Annotated in this window: 18 protein-coding genes; 10 read left to right on the top strand and 8 right to left on the bottom strand. The window is 69.0% G+C overall.

Translation table 11 applies throughout. The features are described 5' to 3' along the window. The first annotated feature begins 5 nt into the window (after positions 1–5). Positions 6–896: a Tim44 domain-containing protein gene (locus tag ACN4F8_RS02655; protein WP_419472169.1), complete on the top strand. Its 891-nt coding sequence runs from the start codon at positions 6–8 to the stop codon at positions 894–896. A 55-nt stretch (positions 897–951) separates the two neighbouring features. On the opposite strand, the gene ACN4F8_RS02660 is transcribed toward ACN4F8_RS02655, so the two are convergent. Genes ACN4F8_RS02660 through ACN4F8_RS02670 form a run of 3 tightly spaced genes read right to left on the bottom strand, consistent with a single transcriptional unit; the run spans position 952 to position 5,692 of the window. Next, the gene (locus tag ACN4F8_RS02660; protein ID WP_419472170.1) at positions 952–1,377 is read right to left on the bottom strand and encodes an ankyrin repeat domain-containing protein; all 426 of its coding nucleotides are present in this window, start codon (positions 1,375–1,377) and stop codon (positions 952–954) included. Between the two features lie 57 nt (positions 1,378–1,434). After that, positions 1,435–4,719, bottom strand: coding sequence for an ATP-binding protein (locus ACN4F8_RS02665; RefSeq protein WP_419472171.1), 3,285 nt, complete (start codon positions 4,717–4,719; stop codon positions 1,435–1,437). A gap of 7 nt (positions 4,720–4,726) precedes the next feature. Next, a complete protein-coding gene (locus ACN4F8_RS02670; protein ID WP_419472172.1) occupies positions 4,727–5,692 on the bottom strand; it encodes an ABC transporter substrate-binding protein in 966 nt (321 codons plus the stop codon). Positions 5,693–6,049: 357 nt separating this feature from the next. Here ACN4F8_RS02670 and ACN4F8_RS02675 point away from each other — a divergent pair, with 357 nt between their 5' ends. Further along, on the top strand, positions 6,050–7,345 hold the full coding sequence (locus ACN4F8_RS02675) for a BLUF domain-containing protein (protein ID WP_419472173.1): 1,296 nt from the start codon (positions 6,050–6,052) through the stop codon (positions 7,343–7,345). On the opposite strand, the gene ACN4F8_RS02680 is transcribed toward ACN4F8_RS02675, so the two are convergent. The 3 genes from ACN4F8_RS02680 to ACN4F8_RS02690 are packed head-to-tail and all read right to left on the bottom strand — an operon-like array spanning position 7,321 to position 9,511. After that, positions 7,321–7,968, bottom strand: coding sequence for a hypothetical protein (locus ACN4F8_RS02680; RefSeq protein ID WP_419472174.1), 648 nt, complete (start codon positions 7,966–7,968; stop codon positions 7,321–7,323). The genes ACN4F8_RS02675 and ACN4F8_RS02680 overlap by 25 nt on opposite strands. Next, entirely contained in the window at positions 7,961–9,034 is a 1,074-nt protein-coding gene (locus ACN4F8_RS02685; RefSeq protein ID WP_419472175.1) for an alpha/beta hydrolase family esterase, read from the bottom strand. Before ACN4F8_RS02685 ends, ACN4F8_RS02680 begins: the two co-directional genes overlap by 8 nt. Before the next feature lie 57 nt (positions 9,035–9,091). Further along, positions 9,092–9,511, bottom strand: a complete 420-nt coding sequence (locus tag ACN4F8_RS02690; protein ID WP_419472176.1) for a CopG family transcriptional regulator — start codon at positions 9,509–9,511, stop codon at positions 9,092–9,094. A gap of 141 nt (positions 9,512–9,652) precedes the next feature. Here ACN4F8_RS02690 and ACN4F8_RS02695 point away from each other — a divergent pair, with 141 nt between their 5' ends. Further along, positions 9,653–10,858: an AI-2E family transporter gene (locus ACN4F8_RS02695; protein ID WP_419472187.1), complete on the top strand. Its 1,206-nt coding sequence runs from the start codon at positions 9,653–9,655 to the stop codon at positions 10,856–10,858. Positions 10,859–10,867: 9 nt separating this feature from the next. Here ACN4F8_RS02695 and ACN4F8_RS02700 read toward each other — a convergent pair whose 3' ends face one another. After that, positions 10,868–11,716 (bottom strand): heme-dependent oxidative N-demethylase subunit alpha family protein, encoded by an 849-nt coding sequence (locus ACN4F8_RS02700; RefSeq protein ID WP_419472177.1) that lies wholly within the window; start codon positions 11,714–11,716, stop codon positions 10,868–10,870. 65 nt (positions 11,717–11,781) lie between these two features. Between ACN4F8_RS02700 and ACN4F8_RS02705 the strand changes: the two genes are divergently transcribed. Then, positions 11,782–12,405 carry a Pr6Pr family membrane protein gene (locus ACN4F8_RS02705; RefSeq protein WP_419472178.1) on the top strand — a complete coding sequence of 208 codons (624 nt, stop codon included), beginning with the start codon at positions 11,782–11,784 and terminating at the stop codon, positions 12,403–12,405. 5 nt (positions 12,406–12,410) lie between these two features. Here the strand turns inward: ACN4F8_RS02705 and ACN4F8_RS02710 are convergent, their stop codons facing one another. Beyond that, the gene (locus ACN4F8_RS02710; RefSeq protein ID WP_419472179.1) at positions 12,411–13,298 is read right to left on the bottom strand and encodes a LysR family transcriptional regulator; all 888 of its coding nucleotides are present in this window, start codon (positions 13,296–13,298) and stop codon (positions 12,411–12,413) included. A 92-nt stretch (positions 13,299–13,390) separates the two neighbouring features. Between ACN4F8_RS02710 and ACN4F8_RS02715 the strand changes: the two genes are divergently transcribed. From ACN4F8_RS02715 to ACN4F8_RS02740, 6 genes are all read left to right on the top strand, one after another. Beyond that, positions 13,391–13,813, top strand: coding sequence for a TerB family tellurite resistance protein (locus ACN4F8_RS02715; RefSeq protein ID WP_419472180.1), 423 nt, complete (start codon positions 13,391–13,393; stop codon positions 13,811–13,813). Further along, on the top strand, positions 13,810–14,220 hold the full coding sequence (locus ACN4F8_RS02720; protein ID WP_419472181.1) for a hypothetical protein: 411 nt from the start codon (positions 13,810–13,812) through the stop codon (positions 14,218–14,220). Before ACN4F8_RS02715 ends, ACN4F8_RS02720 begins: the two co-directional genes overlap by 4 nt. Continuing rightward, complete coding sequence (locus ACN4F8_RS02725; RefSeq protein ID WP_419472182.1) at positions 14,217–14,852, top strand: exopolysaccharide biosynthesis protein; 636 nt, start codon at positions 14,217–14,219, stop codon at positions 14,850–14,852. The genes ACN4F8_RS02720 and ACN4F8_RS02725 overlap by 4 nt, the downstream gene beginning before the upstream one ends. A 72-nt stretch (positions 14,853–14,924) precedes the next feature. Next, entirely contained in the window at positions 14,925–16,400 is a 1,476-nt protein-coding gene (locus ACN4F8_RS02730; protein WP_419472183.1) for a UbiA family prenyltransferase, read from the top strand. A 7-nt stretch (positions 16,401–16,407) separates the two neighbouring features. Then, a complete protein-coding gene (locus ACN4F8_RS02735) occupies positions 16,408–16,767 on the top strand; it encodes an SMR family transporter (protein WP_419472184.1) in 360 nt (119 codons plus the stop codon). 10 nt (positions 16,768–16,777) lie between these two features. Further along, a complete protein-coding gene (locus tag ACN4F8_RS02740) occupies positions 16,778–18,328 on the top strand; it encodes an ArnT family glycosyltransferase (protein ID WP_419472185.1) in 1,551 nt (516 codons plus the stop codon). Positions 18,329–18,648: the final 320 nt, after the last annotated feature.

The raw sequence follows: 18,648 nt of genomic DNA on the forward strand, positions 1-18,648 counted from the left end.
CTCTGATGAAAAAGTGGATTTCCCTGCTCGCCGTGGTCATGACCCTCGGCCTGGGCGCGGCGCATTTCGACGCCGAAGCCAAACGCATGGGCGGCGGCAAGTCGTTCGGCATGCAGCGCCAGTCCGCGCCGCCGGCCAAGGCGCCCGCTGCACCCACCGCCACACCGGCAGCCGCTGGTGCAGGCGCTGCCGCAGCCGGCACTGGCCGCAGCTGGATGGGCCCGATCGCGGGTCTCGCCGCCGGCATTGGCCTCATGGCGCTGGCCTCGCACCTGGGCTTTGGCGAAGGCATGGCCAACATGCTGATGATCGGCCTGCTGATTGCCGCTGCTGTTGCCGTGTTCGGCTTCATCATGCGCAAACGCGCACAGGCCCAGCAAGGTGGCTCGGGTGGTTTGGCCTACGCGGCTGCGGGTGCCAATCGCCAGAGCACGCCCGACGCGAATGCCCTGCGCACGCCGTTGAACGCCGGTGGTGGCTCCATGATCGGCAGCGCGGTGGGTGGTGGTGTTGCCAGCAGCATCCCGGCCGACTTCGACGTGGCCGCTTTCGAGCGCAACGCCAAGGTCAACTTCATCCGCCTGCAGGCCGCCAACGACGCGGGCAACCTGGACGACATCCGCGCCTTCACGACGCCGGAGATGTTTGCCGAGCTGCAGATGGACCTGAGCGATCGGGGCGCTGCCACCCAGCACACCGACGTGGTGCAAATCAACGCCGAAGTGCTGGAAGTGGAAGAGGGTCCAGCGCTGTACGTGGTGAGCGTGCGCTTCACCGGCGAGACGCGCGAGAACGGCGCCGCGCTGGCGGAGAGCTTCGACGAGATCTGGCACCTGACCAAGCCGCGCCATGCCAACGGCGGCTGGTTGCTGGCCGGCATCCAGCAAAGCGCCTGAAGCCGCTGGGGGGCCATCAAGCCCCGCTGCTGAAACAGCGCCCGGGCTCCGGCACTCACGTGCCGGGGCCTTTTTGTTGGCGCTGCAGCCGGTCCCAGTCTTTGAGCGCCTGCTGAAGCCGGTTCTTCGAGTCGGGGTGGCCCTTGCTGAAGGTTTTGGTGAGGAAGGAACGCAGACCTTCCTCGGGTGCGGGTGCACCGCCGGCCTTGAGTGCGTCGATCAGCAGCATCACCACCTGAAAACTCTGGGCGCGCGCCGCCATGTGCAGCATGGCCTGGCCGGCTGGCGTGCGGTCTTGCGGGTCGGCGCCGTTGTCCAGCATGTAGCGCACCAGCCCGGTCTTGCCTTCGCTGCAGGCCCAGTGCCAGGGCACGAGGCCGCCCTCGGCCGGGGCGCTGAAATCGGCGCCGGGTGCGAGCAACTCGGGGGCCAGCGGCCAGCCCGAGGCCTTGATCATTTGTTGGGTCTTCCAGTCGGTCATGGGCGGTGTGTTCTGAGGGGATGCGGGTCTGAAGTGGTGCGGAGTTATCGCACGATTTCACCGCATCGCAGGCTCGGGCAGCAGGGCGAGCGCCTGGGCGAAGTCCAGCGCCAGCACGACCGTGCGCAGCGCTTCGCAGGCCTGTGCGTCCAGCAGGTGGGCCAGGCGCGGGGCGAGTTTCTCGAACACGTCCAGCGCCGCCAGGTCTTGCGTGCGCAGCAATTGCGCCAGTTCTTCGATGTCGTCGGCCGAGGGCGGCTCGCTCGCGTCCAGTCCGCCGTGCCACGACAGGCGCGCAGCCCGGCTCTCCAGCAAGACGTCGCGGCTGGCTTGCTCCAGCGCGGTCAGGGCGCTGCCGAGCGCCTGCTGCGAGGGTTGTGCGTCCTGCTCGGTGCGCAAAACGGCCTCCAGCCGGGTGGCGGTGCGGTGCAGCGCGGTGGCGCCCACGGCGCCGGCCGCACCACGCAGTTTGTGCACGCGCGCGGCCAGCGCCGCGCGCTGTGCCGGCTCGATGGGTTCGGGCTGGGCCAGATCACCGAACTCGCCGAGCAGGCGTTCGAGCATGGCCATGAACAGCACTGCGTCGTTGCTCAACCGGGTGGCGGCGGCCACCGCGTCGATGCCTTCAATGTGGGGCCAGCTCACCGGGGCCTGCGCACCGGCCGGGTCGCTCGTCCGGGCTCGCCCGAACGCGGGCGCCCGCCCCGTGGCGGCCTGGATGGCGCGGCGCACGCTGCGGATCAGGATGGTGGGGTCCAGCGGCTTGCTCATGAAGCCGTCCATGCCGGCGGCTATGGCGCGCCGACGTTCTTCAACCAGCGCACCGGCGGTGAGTGCCAGGATGGGCAGGCGGGCCAGCGCCGGTTGCAGGCGGATGCGGCGCGTGGCCTCCAGGCCGTCCATGTCGGGCATCTGCACGTCCATGAGCACCACGTCGAAAGCGCCGGGCTCGCGGACCAGCTGGTCCAGCGCCTGCTGGCCGTCGGTGCACACGCGCACCACCGCGCCTTCGCGCTGGAGCAGGCGCTGGCCGATGTCGAGGTTGATATCGCTGTCGTCGACCAGCAGCACGCGCACACCGGGCAGCCACTGCCGGCTGGCGGCGGCGAGCCGGGTGGCGTCGATCACATGGCAGGCCTCGCCCCGCAGCGACAGCACGGCCTGGTGCACTGCGCCAAACAGCGCGGGAGCGTCCACCGGCTGCGCCAGTTCCACGGCGGCGGGCAGCGTGGGGTCTTTCAGGCGCGCGGCTTGCAGGAGACGCGGGTCGTGCGCCTCGCCATGGCCATCGACGATCAGCACCTCGGGCCAGGGCTCGGCGCGGGCTCGGCGCTGCTCCAGCGCGGCCAGGGCGTCGACCACGCGCTCCATGCGCACGGTCTGCCAGCCCAGCTCCAGCGCGGCGACCTCCAGCGGGCGCGACCCGCCCGCGAGTTCACCCACCACAAACACCTGCAGCCGCCCGGCGGCCCGGTCGGATGAATCGTGCAGCTTGAGCGAGAGCGGCAACTGCACCCAGAACTCGCTGCCCACACCGGGCAGGCTCTGCACGCCGACCTCACCACCCATGAGCCGGGCGAGGTGTTTGACGATGGACAGGCCCAGCCCGGTGCCGCCGAAGCGGCGCGTGGTGGAGGCGTCGGCCTGGGTGAAGGGCGTGAACAGGCCGGCGAGCACCGCAGGCTCGATGCCCAGGCCGGTGTCCTTGACGGTGCAACGCAGCACCGCACGCTCGTCGAGCAGCTCGACCAGGTCGATCGACACCCGCACGCTGCCCTGCGCGGTGAACTTGAGTGCGTTGGAGGTGAGGTTGCTGAGGATCTGCCCGATGCGGATGTCGTCGCCGACCAGCCAGGCCGGCACGCCCTCGCCCACAGTCACGAGCAGCTCCACCGACTTGGCCTGGGCCTGCGGTGAATAGAGTGCCTGCAGGCCGGCGGCCAGCGCGGCGATCTCGAACGGCCCCTCGTCCAGGGCCATTTCGCCGGCCTCGATCTTGGCCAGATCGAGCACGTCGTTGACGATGCCCAGCAGCGAGTGACTGGCCAGGCTGGCCTTGTGCAACAGGCTTTTCTGGTCGTCATCGAGCACCGAGTCGGCCAGCAGGTGCGTGACGCCGATCAGCGCGTTGAGCGGGGTGCGGATCTCGTGGCTCATGTTGGCCAGAAACACGCTCTTGGCTTCGTTGGCGGTTTCGGCATCCACCTTGGCCTGGCGCAGCTGCTCGGCGAATTCGCGGTCTTCGGTGATGTCCTGCACCGCGCCGATCAGGCGGGCGGGTTTGCCGTCCTGGCTGTCGACGTGGCCGCTGAGCCGCATCCAGCGCTCGCGCCCGCGCGCCGTGACCAGCGGCACCTCGATGTCCCAGGGGTTGCCCGTCTGTATCGCCGTCTCCAGCGCCGAGCGCAACAAGGTGCGGGCAAACGGGAGGTAGAAGTCCAGCGCCTGCTCGGCAGTGGGCTCGTACCCGGGGTCCACCTCGTGGATGCGGCGGGTCTGGGCGGTCCAGACCATGGTCCCGCTGCGCAGGTCGAGCTCCCAGCCGCCCACGCCTGCGACGTGCGAGGCGCGGTCCAGAAAGGCCTCGCTGCGCGCGAGCTGGTCGTTGAGCGACTGCAGGGCCAGTTCGCGGTCCTGCAGGCGGGCGGTCATGGCGTCGAATCGCTGCGAGAGCTGGCCGAGTTCGTCGCCGCTGCGGTAGCCGGTGCGCGCGGTGAGATCACCCGACTTCACCAGCTCGGCCACCGTGGTGAGTTCTGCGATCGGCCGCAACACGCGCTTCAGGAGCAGCCAGGCCATGAACAGGGTGAGTGCGAGCAACAGCGCCAGGGTGACCAGATCGAGCACGCCGTGCCTGCTCTCTGCCTGGCGGCGGCGCTCGCCCAGGCTCCAGCTGAGGTTGAAAGCGCCATCGCTGATGCGGCGGGTCTCGTTGACCAGCTGGTCGGCGATGAGTTCGCGTCGCACGTCAACGCCTGTGGCGTCGGCGTCCATCACCTTGTCCAGGCCCGCGAACAGGGGAAGCAGCGTGGCGGTCACCGCCTGCAAGGCCCCGGCTTCTTCGGCCTGCGCATCGCCCACGGCCGCATAGGCTTCGAGAGCCTTGGTGAGTTCTGCGTGCAGCGCGCCCCACTGTCGGGCCGCGCGCGGGTTGTCGTGGAGCATGAAGTCTTGCGTGAGCACCAGCAGCCCGGCGGCGTCACGCGCCATCACTTCCACCGCCTGCTGCTGCAGGTCCAGCCGCGCGGCGTCCCGGATGTCGTGCGAGATCAGCAGCAGCCGGCTGGTGGACAGCGCCAGCGCCAGCGCCACGCAGATGAGCAGCAGCGGACGCAGCTTCATGGCGCGCTCATTTGATGACGGTGACGGCGCGGCGGTCGATCGACCGCAGCGGCGCGTCACGCACCATGTCGAGGTAGTTGGGCATGGCTTTGTTCACCACCAGGCCTTCGCGCACCGCCCAGCGCGACTCCGACTCCAGTGTGGTGATCAGCGCCTGGTCCAGCACCAGCCGGAAATCGTAGTCGCCCCACATGGTCTTGAGCTCTGCAGGTTCGAGGTTCAGGCGGGCTGAGACGAGCATTCGCGCGGTGTGGGGCTGCTGGCGCATGAGCACCAGGGCGCGCTCCAGCGCCCGCAGCACCTTGCGCAGATCTTCATCGCTCACCGCCGGCTGGGCGACCAGGTTGAGGGTGATCGTGTAGGTTGACAGGGTGGACAGCTGGAGCGCTTTGTCACCGAGCTGCTCCAGCGCGCGCGGGCCGTGCGGGTTGTACAAACCGGCTGCGTCCACCTCGCCGGCAATCAGCTGCTCGGCCGCGCGGGCCGGGTCCAGCGGGACCAGCGTGAGGTCCTGGTGCTTCAAACCGCTGAAAGTCAAAAAATTGTCGGCAAAGTAGTGCGCACTGGTGCCCCGGATGACGCCCAACCGCTTGCCTTTGAGATCGGCCGCGCTGCGGATCGCCCGGTCACTGCGCACGATGAGCCGGGTTTCGCGGCGCGACGTGGCCATGGTGGTCACGATGCCGAAGGGTTTCCCCGCGTGCGCAGCCATCACCATGGGGATGTCGGCCACGGTGGCCAGGGCGGCTTCTCCGTCGGTGAGGTGCTGCAGGCAGCGCCGGCCATTGACGCAACGAATCACCTGGACGTCCAGGCCTTCGGCGGCGAAGAAGCCCGCCTCGTCGGCCACCAGCGCAGGCGAAAACGCCGGCAGGTCTGAAATCGCGAAGGTCAGGGGTGCGGCGCAGGCCGCCGTCGCCACCAGCGCGCCCAGGGCGCCCAGCAGCCATCGTGTGGTCGGTGAAATCGACATGCAAGGTCCTGTGGGGCGCGGAAATCGGACACGGGCGCCCGGTTGTTGTCGTTCAATCATGACCGGCTGCACAAAACGCAACGGCGCGAAAAGCGCCCGGTTTGTGGCCTTCCTGCCGGGACCGCGCCGGGTGATCCGACCAGCGGGGCGAACCGTTTAGCACTACTTTTTTCCTGCTGGCCCGGGACGCAATGCCCCCAGGCTTCGTTGCGCGGGGAAACCCGTCCTTGACAGGGCCTCCGGCCCACGCCGATCATCCCACCGACCAAGAGTTCCGCTGCCGCCGGGCGCCGGACCGGGCGTGGTGCACCGATCAGTGCGGCACGCTTCTTTCACGCGGTTCACGAGTGCTCCCCCTTGTCCCGATCCACGTCCACCTCACCACGACTCGCGCACCCTGACCTGGTGGCGGGCAGCGCCGAGCCGGCTCTGGCCACGCTCGTCTACCGCAGCCGCTGCGTCACGCCGCTGGACGACTCCGCCCTGCACCAGTTGGTGGAGGCCGCGCTGCAGCGCAACGCCTCCGAGTCGGTCACGGGTTTGCTGATCTACGACGGCGGGCGCTTCCTGCAGTGGCTTGAAGGCCCGGCCGAGAGCGTGGAGCGCATCTGGCAGTCGATCCGCATCGACCGCCGACACACCGATGTGGAAATCCTGGGCCACATGCCCACCACCGTGCGCTGCTTCCCCGACTGGGGCATGAAACTGGGCGACCGCGATCCAAGCGAACGCCCGGACGCCGCCAACGACGCCCGCATGAGCCCACCGCACAACCTGCTGGAGCTGCTGCGCAGCCAGCAAGGGGTGCCGCACGCCCTGGCCAACAGCCTGTGGGACAACGCCCCGGCGCAGCCCGCGTTCGATCACGAGTTCGCCCGGCTGGACCACGAGATCCTCAAGCGCGTGGTGGACTCCACCGTGTTGCCGCAGGTCACGCCGCGCTATGGCGTCGAGCAGCCGGTTCACATCGAGGCCCGCGACCCCCGCATGGCCAGCCTGGCCCGCCTGCTGGTGGCGGCCGATCCGGCCGAGGCGTTTGCCTTGCTGGACATCCTGCACGCCGAAGCCGGCTCCCTGCGTGCCTCGTGCATGTGGGTCTCCGAACCGGTGGCGCGCGACCTGGGTGACCTCTGGGCCGCCGACGAGGTGTCCGAATTCGATGTGACACTGGGCCTGGGCCGCCTGCAGCAGTCGTTTCGCAAGCTGTGCCTGGAGGCGGACCACAACGACCGCCCGCAAGAGCGTCTGCGCGGCTGCATCCTGATCGCGCCGCTGCCGGGCGAGCAGCACCTGATGGGCGCGGTGTTCGACGCCGAAATGATGTGGCGCGAAGGCTGGGACACGCACTGCGAGTTTCCGGCCGACAACGCCGCCCTGATCCAGCTGGTCAAGCGCGACTGGTTCGATGTGGTGGACCTGTCGCTGAGCCTGGCCTTCAAGCGCGAGGACTGGATGCCGCGCATGGCCGCCACCATCGCCGCCGTGCGCAGCGCATCGCGCAACCCCAAACTGGTGGTGGTGGTGCGCGGGCGGGTGTTCTTCGATCACGACGAACCGCTGCCCGACCTGATCCACAGCGTGGGCGCCGACGGCGCCAGCACCGCAGCGGTGCTGGTGGTGCCGTCGTTTCAGCGCCCGGTGTCCAGCGGCTGAAGCCGCGTCAGCGGCAGCCCGGCCAGATGCGCCTGCGCTGCGCGTGGCTCGCGGCCTTGCACCACCAGCCAGCGCACCGGGTGCGCCCACTGCGACGATGACTGCGCCAGCCGCGCCAGCACTTCTCTGGAAGCCGGCTCGGGCCAGCCGATCGCCACCATGAGCGTGGCGCGGCGCGGGCGGAACCGCGCGAGCGCCTCGCGCGCAGCCGGCTCGTCCACCACGTAGCCGCAGTCCCACGGATCCGACACGTGGCGCGGGCGCCACCACGCCGCGTCGCAGGCTTTCACCCGCAGGCGCAGCAGCAGGCCCGCCAGCGCGCCGCCGGCTGCGAGCAACTGGTGGCTGCCGTCGAGGTGGCGGCTGAAGGCTTCGACCAGCGCAGCGTCCGGGCTGTCGGGCTCGGCTGTCCACAACGCCACCGACAGTCGGGTCTGCGGGCTGGGCCGGCCATCGGCGCCATCCATGCACCAGCGCTGCAGCGGCGCCCACCGCGCTGGCTGCCCGGCTGTGGGTGCGCACAGCGGCGGACTGGCCTGGCCAGGCGGTGCCACGCGCAAGGCCGCACCGTCAAAGCGGGCGAGCAGCGTGGCGAGCACGCGGCGGGGCCGGGCTTCAGCCACGCGGCACCTGCGCCAGAAAGAACCGCAGCATCTCGGCCGAGGCATCGGGGCCGGCGTTGTCGGTGTACGAGCCCGCGGCATCACCGCCCGACCAGGCATGGCCGGCGCCATGCACGGTCCACCGCTCCACGATCACCCGGCCGCCGGCATCGGTGTGCATGTCGCGGGTGTAGCGGCGCCCGCCCGGTGCGGTGCCGGTGTCGCTGCGGGTTTGCAGCGAGGGCGCCGCCCGGCGGGCTTGCGCGGCGATGTGCGCGCCGTTGCTGTGCTGCACGGTGTGGTCGCGGTCGCCGTGGAACACGATGGTCGGCACGGTCGCTGTGGCACGGCCCGAACCGGACACGGTGCCCACCACGCCACGGCCCTTCATGGCGGCCAGGGCCGAGGGAATGTCGTGCGCGGCGGCAAACGGCAGACCCGAGTGCGCGCCCACGGCGGCGAACAGGTCGGGCCAGGTTTCGCCCAACACCACCGCCATGGCCGCCCCCGCCGAAAGCCCGGCCACGTACACGCGCTGTGCGTCCACCGGCTGCTCGTCCATGACGGCGCGCACCATGGCGGCGATGAGCGCGGGTTCCCCACCTTCACGCACCTGGTCTTGCGGGCGAAACCAGTTCCAGCAGCGCGAGGTGTTGGCCCCGGCCGATTGCTCGGGGTAGAGCACCAGAAAACCGTGCTGGTCGGCCAGGCGGTTCATCTGGGTGCCGGCGGCAAAGTCGTCGGCCGACTGGGTGCAGCCGTGCAGCATCACCACCAGCGGTTGTAGGCGGCTCGTGTCGTTGGCTTGCGCTGCGGGCCGGTAGAGCTTGTAGTCGCGCGCGCCAGCCGGGTGCTGCAGTGTGCGGCGCACGAACTGGCCAGCTTCCGGGCTGGCGCCCGGGGCGGAAATGTCGCGCGCCACGACGTCGATCACGTCGATGTGGGCTGGCGTGGCAGCGGATTCACCCCCCAGGCCAGCGGACGCGAGTGCCCTGCGAATGGTGTCGGTCACGCCTTTGAGCGGGCCGCTGCGGGTGTCCAGCCCGGCCTGCGCGAGCGCCTGGGCGATGGTGTCGTTGATGTTCATGGCCAGGGTGGGCGGGAGCGGTGTTTTCAATGGGTGTGTTTCGTTGGAGAAAAAAGTTCAGACGGTGCGCGGCGCCAGCGCGCGGCGCACCGCCGGACTGGCGTGGAAGGCACCGAGCACCGAGACGGATTCGATGGCGGCCAGCGCCAGCTCGGGTGTGACGTCGTCGTCGATGCGGGCCAGCCCGACCACCTGGATGCGCAGGCGCTCACCAGCGGCAACCGTGCGCTCCAGTTCGGCGCGGGTGAGGTGCTGCAGACCGAGGGTGAGCGTCTTGCGGGCCACGGTGTGTTTGAGCGTGTCGGCGTGGGTGGCCAGCAGGTTGCGCACCGCCGTGCGCACCAGATCCGAGCGGTTGGAAAAAAAGCCTTCCTGCACCAGCAGGTCGACCTGGCCCAGATCGACCACGCCGAGGTTGATGGTCATTTTTTCGGAGTCGCCCACCCGGGGCCGAATGTCCAGCGATCGTTTCGTCATTTTTGCCATCCATATGGATTCCACATGGATGGCATTTGAGCACGTTCTGGCGGATTGCAAGGTCGTGTGAAGCGCACAACGTGTGGGTGCGCTGGCGAACAGCGCCATACTCGGCGCGCCCCCACACTCGCGGCCGTGAACATGACCACACCTGCCACACCCGACACCCCGTCCGAGCCGGCTGCCGCCGTCGAACCCACCGCCAGCGAGCCGCGGGCGCTCTCGCCGCTGCCCGCGCCTGCCGTCTCGGCACCGCTCACGCTGCGCCTGATGCTGGCGACAGTGACGGTGGCGTTTTTCTGGATCCTGCTGCCCTTCTTCGGCACCATCCTCTGGGGCGCCATCATTGCCCTGATGTTCGCGCCGCTCTACCGCTGGCTGCTGCCGCGCATGAACCACCGCCACACGCGCGCGGCGCTGGTCACCATGGGCGCTGCGCTGATGGTGGTGGTGCTGCCGGCGGTGCTGGTGGTGATCTCGCTGGCGCGCGAGGCCACGCAGATGTACACCCGCATCCAGTCGGGCGAGGTGAATCCGGCGCTGATGCTGCGCGGTCTGTTCAATGCGCTGCCCGATGGCGTGATCTCGCTGCTCGGGCGTTTTGGCCTGGGCAATTTCGACCGGGTGCAGCGCAAGTTCAACGCGGTGCTCACGCAGGGCAGCGAACTCATCGCCACCCACACTTTCAACCTCGGCCAGGACGCCTTCACGCTGCTGATCAGCGTGTTCATCACCTTGTACCTGGCGTTTTTCCTCACCCGCGACGGCGCCAGCATCGTGCGCAGCATCCGCATGGCGATTCCGCTGCCGCCCGACCACAAGCAGGAGCTGCTGGAGCGCTTCGGCACCGTGCTGCGCGCCACCGTCAAGGGCAATCTGGTGGTGGCGCTGGTGCAGGGCTCGCTGGGCGGCCTGGCGTTCTGGGTGCTGGGTGTCAACGGAGCGCTGCTGTGGGCGGTGCTGATGGCCGCGCTCTCGCTGCTGCCCGCCGTGGGCGCGGGCCTGGTGTGGCTGCCGGTGGCGTTGTACCTGTTTGCCATGGACCAGGTCTGGCAGGGCGCGGCCCTGGTGGCTTATGGCGTGCTGGTGATCGGCCTGGCCGACAACGTGCTGCGCCCGCTGCTGGTGGGCAAGGACACCGGCATGCCCGACTATCTGGTGCTGATCACCACGCTGGGCGGCATCGCGGTGATGGGCATCAACGGCTTTGTGATCGGTCCGACCATCGCGGCCATGTTTGTCGCGGTCTGGCACATCCAGACCACCACACGGCCGACCATCCCGCCGCACAAACCCCCGGAGCCGGCGGTGCCGGACGTTCCTCCGGTCGATCCGGCGGCGCCCTGAGTCGCGGGCTCAGCCCAACGCATCCAGTTCGCACAGCAGGCGCTCCCGCACGGCGAGCATGCCCCGGTAGTGCACCACGGCGTCGGTCATGGAGTGCAGCGCCTCGCGCAACTCGGCCGCGCGGCCAGGTGCCACCGCCAGCACATCCAACAGCCCGCAGACCATCACGCGGATGAAGAACACGCCGCGCTTGAGCGCAGGCAGTGGCAGCGTGGTCTGGCGTTCAACGCGAAAGTTCACCTGATCGAGCAGCCGGCCCGAGGGCGAGTGCGCGGCCTGGCGCAGCGCGTCTTCCCAGCGGGTGCGGCGGGTGTCGGGGTGCTGCGACAGGTCGGCGCCGGGCGTGAGCAGCCACACATGGCGCAGCATCGAGGCCTTGCGAAACGCCATGTCGACGATGCCGTGGGCGCCGGCCTGCAGCAGGCCGTTGTCGGCCACCGGCGCGTGAATGGCGGAGAAGTCCAGCCCCAGCTTCTCGGCCGGGTTCCAGTTCGACGGAAAACACACCGCGAGAAAACGCGTTCGCATGCCCGCCGGCTCGTCGTGCAGCACCACGAAGTCTTCCTGCATGCCGCCGACCAGCGCCTCTGGCGTGGCGTCCAGCTGCACGCCGGTTTGCGCGGCATAGGCCTGCGCGATGGCCTGCAACACGGCCGGCTCGGCCTCGCCGGGCAAGGCGTTCGGCCCCAGCCCGCGCAGCACGGCGGCCTTGTCTGCGGCGTAGTCTGCGGCCAGCGCATCGCGCACGAAAAGCGGCGGCACTTCGGGGGCAACAGGCAGCCGCTTGAGGCCGGGGTGCATGCGAAACGGGCTGGACACGGTCCAGGGCATGGCATGGGCAGGCGTCAGGGCGGGCATGGTGCACCGATCTTCGCGCAGACCTGCGCGGCCATTGGCGCCACTTTCTGCCCACAATGCAGTCCATGAAAAACACCCGCCTGACAACGCTTGTGGCCCTGGTCGCCTGGTTCGGCGTGTTGCTGCAGCTGGCGCTGTCGCTGCAACTGGCGGTGGCCAACGGCAAGTCGGTGGTTGACGGACTGGTGGTCTACCTCGGCTACTTCACGGTGCTGACCAACCTGCTGGTGGCCGTGAGCCTGAGCTGGCCGCTCTTGAGCCCGCGCAGCGCGCCGGGGCGCTGGTTCCAGCGACCGGGTGTGGCCTCGGCCATCGTGGTGAGCATCGCGCTCGTCGGGCTGACCTACCACCTGCTGCTGCGCCACATCTGGAATCCGCAGGGCCTGCAGTGGCTGGCCGACGTCACGCTGCACTACGCCACGCCTTTGCTGTGCCTGCTGCACTGGTGGTGTGCCGTGCCACCCGCGCGCATGCCCTGGCGCGCTCCGCTGGCCTGGGCCGCCTGGCCGCTGGCCTACCTGGCGTACGCGCTGCTGCGCGGTGTGTGGCTGCAGAGCTACCCGTACCCCTTCATCGACGTGACGGTGCTCGGCTACGCGCAGACCTTGCTGAACTCGACGGGCCTGCTGGTGGTCTTTTTGCTGCTGGGCGGCGCGCTGGTGGCCATCGGCCGCGCGCGCACGGGCTGAGGGCGCTACACCGCCGGCACGCTGAGCAGGCTCTGCACCAGCGGGTGCTGCACCTTGCGCGCGGTGCCGATGGCGTAGAAGTGCTCGCGCACGCCGTCACACGCGCCGATCCACTGCAGGCCATAACCTTTGGACAGCTTCTCGCGCATGCGCTCGGAGGCCGGGAACACGCCCATGCCCGACGAGCCGAACGTGGCCAGCAGCGCGCTGTCTTCAAACTCACCCACCACACGCGGCAGCACGCCGTGGTCCTCGAACCAGTGGTCGATGCGCAGGCGCACCGAAGCGTGGGCCGTGGGCAGCAGCACCGGCACGTTGGCCAGGCTCTGAGGAAAGTCCTGCTTGGCCTGGGCCAGCCAGGCCTTGGGCGCGTACCAGCCCAGGGCCGACGAACCCAGGGCGTGGCTGTAGAGCCGCAGGTTGGGGTTGGCAGGGGCGGGCCGGTCGGCGAGCACCACGTCGAGCCGGTGCAGGGCGAGTTCGGCCAGCAGGTCGTCGAACTCGCCTTCGTGGCACAAGAGGCGCAGGTTGGGCTCGGTGAGCGCGGGCTCCAGCAGGTCGCGCACGGCCAGCTTGGGCAGGCCGTCGGAGATGCCCACCACCAGGCGCACCTCGCTGGCGCGCGTGGCGTCGCGCACGGCCGCGGGCAACTGTTCACCGAGGTGAAAGATCTGCTCGGCCACCTGCAGCGCGGCCTGCCCGGCTTCGGTGAGTGCCAGGCCGCGCCCGGCGGGCTTGAACAGCGCATGACCCAGCGACTGCTCCAGCAAACGCACCTGCGCGCTCACGGTCTGCACCGCCAGCCCCAGGCGCTCGGCCGCGTGCGACATGCCGCCCTCTTTGGCCGTGACCCAGAAGTAATACAGGTGCTTGTAATTGAGTTCCGTGTTCATTCTTCGCCTTTTTGGGAGAAAACTGCAGTGATTTTCTGCTTTTTTAGAAGTCTTTGCACACCTAAGCTCGCGCTTTTCGTCAGGAGATCACCATGCGCACCTACCCCTCCAACAGCCCCCAGGCCGCTGCCCGCCTGCTGGCCATGGCCCTGGTGGCCGATGGCAACTACGCCTTGAGCGAGATCAAGGCGCTGGACCGGCTGGACGCCGCGCGCCAGCTGGGCCTGCCACCACAAGACCTGAAGGCCGTGATCGAAGCCTTCTGCGAAGACCTGTTGCTCGGCGCGCACGGCGAATGGCTGGGCTCGTCGCAGCTCGATGCCACCACCCGCCAGGCCTTGCTGGCCGAGGTGACCGACCCCCAGTTGCGCACGAAAATCGTGGCCTTGTGCGAAGCCGTGGTGGCCGCCGACGGGCACCTGGCCGACGGTGAAACCGCCATGCTCGACAGCCTGACACATGCGTGGCGCCAAATGCCGGGCAGCCACCGCAACACCGAAGGAGCCTTGTCATGAAAACCATCGTCTGGGGCGTGTTCGCCTTTCTAACGGTGTGCTGGACCGCCTTGGTCGCGCTCTCGGTACAGCTCACCGAATGGTTGCTGGGCGCCGCAGGCTCGGGCCAGGCCACGGCCGCCGCCTCTGCGGTGGGCGAGTGGCCTGTGCCCGCCTGGGCCGCCTTGTGGGTTGACCCTGCCTGGTTGCAGGCGCTGCAAGCCATGTGGCTGGACCTCGTGCAGTGGCTGGGCCAGGTGGCGCCGTCGAGCGACGGCCTGATGGCCTGGATCACGCCGCTGCTGTGGACAGGCTGGGGTCTGGGCATGCTGTGCCTGCTGGTGCCCGCCATCGGCCTGCACTGGCTGGTGGGGCGCCTGAACAAGCCCGCCGCGCTGCGCAGCGTGCCGGCGCAGGGCCGCGCTTGAGCGAGCGGCTCGCCCGGGCGCTGCGCCGCGCGGCCCGCGAGCACGCGGTCAGCGCACGGGCGCCTGTGGCCGACGCGGCCGATCTGCGCCTGAACCTGACCGAGTTGCTGGACCTGCACGGCGACAGCACCACCGCGGTGGTGCTGATGCTCATGGCCCTGCTCACCGTGGTGCCGATTGCCGGCGCCGGCACGGTGCTCAGCCTGGGCATCCTGGCCATCGCCTGGGGCTGGGCACGCGGACGCGACACGGTGGACTTGCCCGATCGACTGGGCGCATTGAGCCTGAACGAGCGCTGGAGCGGGCGCTGCCTGCACGGCCTGGCGTGGATGTACGAACGGGCCAACCGCTGGCTGCGACCGCGCTGGTCGGTCTGGAGCCACAGCGCCACGCGCTGGGGCTGGGGGGTGTGGATCGCCTTGATGGCGGCGGTGATCTTCCTGCCCTTGCCGCTGGGCAATGTGCTGCCCAGCCTGAGTCTGATTTTGCTGAGCCTGGGCTGGATGTTTCGCGACGGCATCGCGCTCGCGGTCTCTGCGCTGATGGGTTGTGCCGCCATCGCCTACACCGCGTCGTTGGCCCACCTGCTGGTGCAACTGGTGGACCGCGCCCGGGGCTGGCTGCCCGTCTGACCCCCGCTGCGGCGGTGTGAAGTGCCGCAGGTGCGGCGCCTAGAATCGGCGCACACCCACCGGACCCACCGTTTGACGCCTGCCGCCACCACCGCCCGCCCCGCCGAGACCTGCCCGCTGTACGTGGACCTGGACGGCACGCTCACGCCCAGCGACACGCTGTACGAGTCGGTGATGCTGTTCATCCGGCGCAACCCACTGAACCTGCTGCGCCTCATCGGTTGGCTGCTGCTGGGCAAGGCCGGCTTCAAGCTCAAGCTGGCCAACGCCGTGCGCCCCGACCCGGCGCGCCTGCCCTACCACGAACGTTTTGTGCAGTACCTGCGCGAAGAGCGCGCGCGCGGTCGCAGCCTGGTGCTGGCCAGCGCCGCCGATTCGCGCATCGTGCGCGAGGTGGCCGCGCACCTGAAGTTGTTTGACGACACCCTGGGCACCAACGCCCACGCCGACGGCGTGAACCTCAGCCGCGGCAACAAGCGCGACGCCATCGCGGCGCATGCGCAGGCGCGCGGCCACAGCAGCTGGGCCTACGCCGGCAACAGCCGCGACGACATCGCGGTGTGGCAGGGCAGCGCACAAGCGGTGGCGGTGAACGCACCGGCCAGCGTCATCCGCGCGCTGCAGCAGGTGCATCCGCAGGCGCGTGTGTTCGAACGCGAACCGCTGCGATTGAAGACCGTGCTGCGCGCGATCCGCTTGAAGCAGTGGTCCAAGAACGCGCTGCTGTTCATTCCGCTGCTCGCCTCGCACCGGCTCGACCCGCACCTTTGGGGGCTGGTGCTGGTGGCGTTTGTGGCCTTTGGCCTGTGCGCCTCGGCCACGTACTTATTCAACGACCTGCTGGACCTGCCCAACGACCGCGCGCACCGCCTCAAGCGCTTTCGGCCGCTGGCCGCGGCCACCATCAGCATCCCGCTGGCGGTGGTGCTGGGTGGCGTGATGCTGGTGCTGGCCTTCGTGCTGGCCTGGGCGGTGTCGCCCGCGTTTGCCGCCATGCTGCTGGTCTACACCGTGACCACGCTGGCCTATTCGCTGGTGCTCAAACGCCTGGCGCTCATCGACGTGCTGGTGCTCTCGGGCCTGTACACCCTGCGCATTGCCGCCGGCGCGGTGGCGGCGCAGGTGGCGCTGTCCAACTGGCTGGCCGCGATCTCGATCTTTTTGTTCCTCAGCCTGGCGCTCGTCAAGCGCTGCGCAGAACTCGAGGAGCTCGACGACGAACGCAGCACGCTCGCGCCCGGTCGCGGTTACCAGCCGCGCGATCTGTCGTCGCTGCGCGCCATGGGCATGGCCAGCGGTTTCCTGGCGGTGATGGTGCTGGCCCTGTACATCGACAGCCAGAACAGCGAGATGCTCTACGCCCACCCCGAGTGGTTGTGGGCCGCCGCCCCCGTGCTGCTGCTGTGGGTGATGCGCATCTGGCTCAAGACCGGGCGGCGCGAATTGCACGGCGAAGACCCGTTGCAGTTCGCCTTGAAAGACCCCTTCAGCTGGATGACGCTGCTGGCCATGGGCGGCATCGGCATTGCGGCCACCATCGGACTCTGAAGCACCCATGAAATCCATCGCCATCGGCCTCGCTGTGTTCTGTGTGCTGCTGTCCTCGGCCGCACAAATCGCGATGAAACGTGGCATGGGCGCACCCGGCAGCGCCGACGTGGGCGCCACCTACCTGCACGCGCTCACCAGCCCCCTGGTGTGGCTGGGTCTGGTGCTGTATGGCGCGAGCGCCGTGCTCTGGCTGTGGGTGCTCTCGCGGCTGGACGTGAGCCTGGCCTACCCGCTGGTGAGCCTGGGTTTTGTGGTGACCATGGCGCTGGGGGTGCTCTGGCTGGGTGAACCGTTCTCGTGGCTGCGCGTGGCGGGCTGCACGCTGATCGTGGTGGGTGTGTCGCTGTTGGCCATGGACGCCTGAGAACCCATCGATGCGCGCCTCCGAATTCTCCGCACACGCCTCGCGCCAGATCTTCTGGTCCACGTTCGCCGCCACGCTGGTTCTGAAGGTGGCGCTGGCGGCGGGTTTCCCGTTCACCGGCGACGAGGCCTTTTTCTACCAATGGGGCGTGTTCCCGGCCTGGGGCTACTCCGACCACCCGCCCATGGTGGGCTGGCTGCTCGCGGGGCTGCGCCAGATCAGCGAACACCCGCTGGTGCTGCGCAGCTTCACACTCATCGTCACCAGCGTGATCGCGCTGGGCATCGTCGATGCATTGCGCCGCTGGTTGCCCGACGAGCAGGAGTCCAGCGCCTGGCTGGCCGGCGCCGTGTACCTGGCCATGCCCTGGAGCTGGCTGTTCGTGCTGGTGACCACCGACACGCCGCTGATCTTCTTCATGGCGCTCTCGGCCTGGGCTTATCTGCGGGCCGACACCAGCGTCACGCGCAGCGCGCCCTGGTACGCGCTGGCGGGCTTGTTCCTGGGCCTGGCGTTCCTCTCCAAGTACTTCGCGGCGCTGCTCGGTTTTGCGTATGCGGCGCACTGCTTCGGCTGGCGGCGCGAGCGCTGGTGGGCGCCGTTCCTGATCTTCGCGCTGGCACTGCCCTCGATCGCGCTCAATGTGGCCTTCAACGCCACCCACGGCTGGACCAATGTGATGTTCAACGTGTTCAACCGCAACGAAGGCTCGGCCTGGTCCTTCAAGACCTTCGGCACCTATGTGGCCATGGCGGTCTACCTGCTCACGCCGTGGCTGCTCTGGCGCAGCGCAGTGGCCCGCCCGATCGCCGGCACCTCGGCCACCACGCGCACCACGCTCGCGGTGCTGTGGCTCTTCCCCATCGTGGTGTTTGCGCTGCTGAGCACGCGCCGCACCATCGGCCTGCACTGGGTGCTGGGCTTCGTGCCGCTGTTCGTGGTGTGGGCCGGCTTGCGGCTGGAAGCCCGCCCGCTGCGCAGCGCGCTGAACTGGACGGTGGCGCTCTCCGTGCCGCACCTGCTGGCGGTCGCGGCCATCGCCTGGGCGCCGCTGGCCTGGTGGCAGCCCTTCAAGATCCATGACCGCGCGGTGTTCCTGCGCGAGACCCCTGCGGTGGTGGCCGCGCTGCGGCAAGACCTGCCTGCCGGTGCCACGCTGATGGCGCGCACCTACAACCCCGCCGGCATGCTGGCGTTCCACCACGGTGCCTACGTGCCGGTGTTCGGCGTGGGCCGCCACCACGCGCGGCAGGACGACCAGATCGTGGACTTCAGGACTTATGACGGAAAGCCGATCCGCGTGTTTCTGTACGACGAGCCTGTGCTCTCGGAATTCACGCCGTATTTCGAGCGGGTGAGTGTGAAGCGCTTCGAGATCGCAGGCGTGCCGTTTTTTGCGGTGGACGGGGTGGGGTTCCGGTTCCAGGCTTATCGCGATGGGGTGCTGGCTGTTGTCGCACGGGAGTTTCACAACGTGCCTTCGTGGTTGCCGGTGGTGGGGAGTCCTTTTTGTGAGCGGTATGGGTTTGTTGCCTGCTCGCCTTCTGTTCGTTTGAAGTGATGGTTTTGTTGTCGTGGCAGGCCGGGTCTCGGCCCGGCGGCCGACTCACTTTTCTTTGCTTCGCCAAAGAAAAGTAAGCAAAAGAAAGGCGAGCCGAAGACCGGGGCCCTGCGGGCTGCCTTGCGCTGCTCGTGTCGCGGGGGATGTCCGCAAACTTGTCTGCTGCGCAGCCTTCGGGCATGCGGACCTCTGATCCCCGCGCCCCTGCGCTGCTCAGCCCGGTCTGACGGCGGGCTCGTTGGCCTGGGTTTCTGTGTGCGGGCCCTCACCCCAGCCCTCTCCCAGAGGGAGAGGGAGTGAATGCGGGAGCCAACTCCCCC

The sequence above is a fragment of the Hydrogenophaga sp. genome (assembly GCF_048549895.1).
GTDB lineage: Bacteria > Pseudomonadota > Gammaproteobacteria > Burkholderiales > Burkholderiaceae_C > Hydrogenophaga.